Origin of the sequence: Parasphingorhabdus sp., from assembly GCF_049667325.1 — a bacterium.
In the GTDB taxonomy this organism is placed as follows: Bacteria; Pseudomonadota; Alphaproteobacteria; order Sphingomonadales; family Sphingomonadaceae; genus Parasphingorhabdus.
The window spans coordinates 1-2,880 of the sequence record NZ_JBATHY010000092.1; the positions used below are offsets into that span (position 1 = coordinate 1).

The 2,880-nt window shown below is 58.5% G+C and carries 4 protein-coding genes; 3 read left to right on the top strand and 1 reads right to left on the bottom strand.

Going from position 1 to position 2,880, the window contains the following annotated elements:
• The coding region (locus WBM93_RS05090; RefSeq protein ID WP_424429037.1) for a bile acid:sodium symporter family protein at nt 1-990 on the top strand (990 nt) is incomplete at its 5' end.
• 10 nt (nt 991-1,000) lie between these two features.
• Here the strand turns inward: WBM93_RS05090 and WBM93_RS05095 are convergent.
• Entirely contained in the window at nt 1,001-1,489 is a 489-nt protein-coding gene (locus WBM93_RS05095; RefSeq protein WP_424429040.1) for a methyltransferase family protein, read from the bottom strand.
• A 53-nt stretch (nt 1,490-1,542) separates the two neighbouring features.
• Between WBM93_RS05095 and WBM93_RS05100 the strand changes: the two genes are divergently transcribed.
• The gene (locus WBM93_RS05100; protein WP_424429043.1) at nt 1,543-2,181 is read left to right on the top strand and encodes a DUF938 domain-containing protein; all 639 of its coding nucleotides are present in this window, start codon (nt 1,543-1,545) and stop codon (nt 2,179-2,181) included.
• A 67-nt stretch (nt 2,182-2,248) separates the two neighbouring features.
• On the top strand, nt 2,249-2,880 hold a 632-nt coding region (locus tag WBM93_RS05105; protein WP_424429046.1), incomplete at its 3' end, for an AMP-binding protein.

Below are 2,880 nucleotides of genomic sequence, written 5' to 3' on the forward strand. Positions count from 1 at the left end.
CCACGGCTTCGCCGCAGGGAGGATAATTTGATCCACCGTCTCACCAACCTCTTCGCCCTGTGGACAATATTGGGGACAGGCTGGGCATGGTTTGTGCCGGAACATTTTCTCTGGGTCGTCGACGGCCGGTTCCGGCCGCTTGGCCAGCCTCTGGTCAGCGTCCTGCTCGGTCTGGTGATGCTCGGCATGGGCCTGACATTGTCTTTCGACGATTTCAAACGGATCACGAAAATCCCGGGATGCGTGGCGACGGGTGTCATCCTGCAATTCACGGTGATGCCGCTGGCGGGGATATTTCTGGCGGTGACGTTCGGGCTCGAGACGGGTCTCGCCGTCGGTCTGATCCTGGTAGCCTGTTGTCCCGGCGGGACAGCTTCCAACGTCGTCGCCTATCTCGCGAACGCCAATCTCGCGCTGTCGGTGACCATGACCATGGCCTCAACGCTGATCGCGGTTATCGCGACGCCGCTGCTGACCGGATGGCTGGCCGGGAAATATGTCGAGATTGACCAGTGGAACCTGTTCATCAACATGGTCGCGATCGTGCTCTTGCCGGTCGTGGCAGGCGTAATGTTCAACCGCTATCTGCCGAAATTGACCGAGAAGATTGCGATCATTTCTCCGCTCGCTTCGATCATCGTTATCGTGTTGATCGTTGGCGGGATCATCGCCAATAGCAAGGCCCTGATCGAGGCGCATTTCGGCGCGTTGATGCTGGCAATATTGCTGCTTCACATGTTCGGCTTCGGTCTTGGTTATCTGATCACCAAGGCGCTGGGGATGGGCGTGGCGGAGCGCCGCACCATCAGTATCGAAGTCGGTATGCAGAATAGCGGCCTCGGCTCCAGTCTGGCGTCAACGCCAAGCTTCGCGGCCCAGTTTGCCACTCCGATGCAGGCGGCCCTGGCCCCGGTGCCGAGCGCCATCTCCGCTGTCTATCATGTGGTTATCGGCAGTTTTCTCGCCGCAATCTGGCGGCGGATGGATTAGGGTTGTGGCTTTAGAGCCAGCGGCGAACCCTGGCCTTGTAGCTCAGATACTCGTCGCCAAATTTGGCTGCCAGATAGCGCTCTTCCCGCGCGATCACCTGCGTACGAATGACAAGGACCGCCGCCGGCAACAAGATGATCGCCCAGCTGCTGCGGAACAGCAACGCCAGTCCGAGATAGAGCAGCGCCATCCCCAGATACATCGGATTGCGGGTGTAGCGGTAAATGCCCGAACTGACGATCTGATTGGCATGCTTCCACGGCTCGAGATTATTGCCGAGCTGTCTGAAGCGGCTCGATCCGGCGAGCATGAAGAAAATACCGGCCAGCGCTGCAATCCCGCCGGCCACCATGATCCAGTCGAGGACAGGAATGAAGTCGGGCGTTCGACCGCTCAGCCGGTCGAGCAACAATCCGGTCAACAGGAAACCGATATAAACGAACGGCGGGGGAAATTTCACTTGCGCGCTGTCTTCTTCGAGGCGAAATACTTCCATCATGGCTCAGACCAATATCTCAATATCGTGGGGCAGGCAAATGATAGGTCCTTGTGATGGCTGATTCAAAACATTGGTCCACTGACACGGCAATTCCGGGTAGGCAGCGTCATGCCCCGGCAACGCTACGCAACCGCGATGCAATAGTGAAAGTCCTGCGCGGCATCCTGCCCGATCGCGGAACCATCTTGGAAATCGCCAGCGGCACCGGCGAACATGTCGTCTATTTTGGCCAGGCTTTTCCCGGTCTGACCTTCCAGCCCAGCGATCCCGATCCGGCATGCCTCCAGTCGATAGCCGCGTGGAGCAAGCGCGAAGCGATGGCCAATGTTCTGCCGCCGCTACAACTGGATGCGCAGGCAGCGCTATGGGACGTGCCGAAACCGGCGGCGATCCTGTGCATCAACATGGTCCACATCAGCCCGTGGGAATCCAGCATCGGGCTGTTCGAAAAGGCTGGCAAACTGCTCGATCCTGGGGCGCCATTCTATCTCTATGGTCCCTATCTGCGCGATGAAGTCGAAACCGCCCCGGGCAATCTTGATTTCGAACGCAGCCTCAAAAGCCGCAATCTTCGATGGGGCCTGCGCGATGTCGCCGATATGGACGCGCTGGCGACTCGCAACGGGTTTGTTCAGGAAAGCCTGAGCGAGATGCCTGCTAATAATATTTCGCTTATATACCGAAAAAGCTGACATAGTTGCTCTTGCCTTGCGCTAACCGCCCGATTAACAGGGTGGCAAATTGGATAGGAGCGGGCGAATGACAGAGACACGCAGATGCATGGGATCTTCGATCGCCCAATGGGCAGCGAAGACACCGGATAATATCGCGATTGACGATTGCGACGGTCTGGTCAGCTATGCCGAACTCGACAGGCGTGTGACCGAATATGCCCGCGCATTTACCGGCGCGGGCCTAGTGAAGGGCGATCGGATTTGCTGGTTGGGCAAGAATAGTGGTCTCTATTTCACCTTGTTTGCCGCCGCCAGTCGCGCCGGTATGGTCATCGCTCCGATTGGCTGGCGTCTCGCCGCACCGGAAGTAGCCTATGTATTGAAAGATACACGCGCACCCCTGCTGATTTGCGAACCGGAATTTGTCGAGACCGCACAGCAGGCGGCGCAAGCAGCGTCCGACACCAAAAATATATTGTGCACAAAGCCGGGTACAGCCCTGCCGGCGCTGGCCGATTTTGTCGCCGCAACCACGCCGGGCGAACTGCCCCTATGCGACCCGGCGGAAGGCGTGTTGCAACTCTACACCTCCGGCACCACCGGCAACCCCAAGGGCGCGGTGCTGACCAACGACAATCTGTTCAAGTTGCGGCCGCTGGTTGAGGACAAGCCGGAACATGCCTGGATCGATCTGAAACCGGGCGACAGTACGCTGGC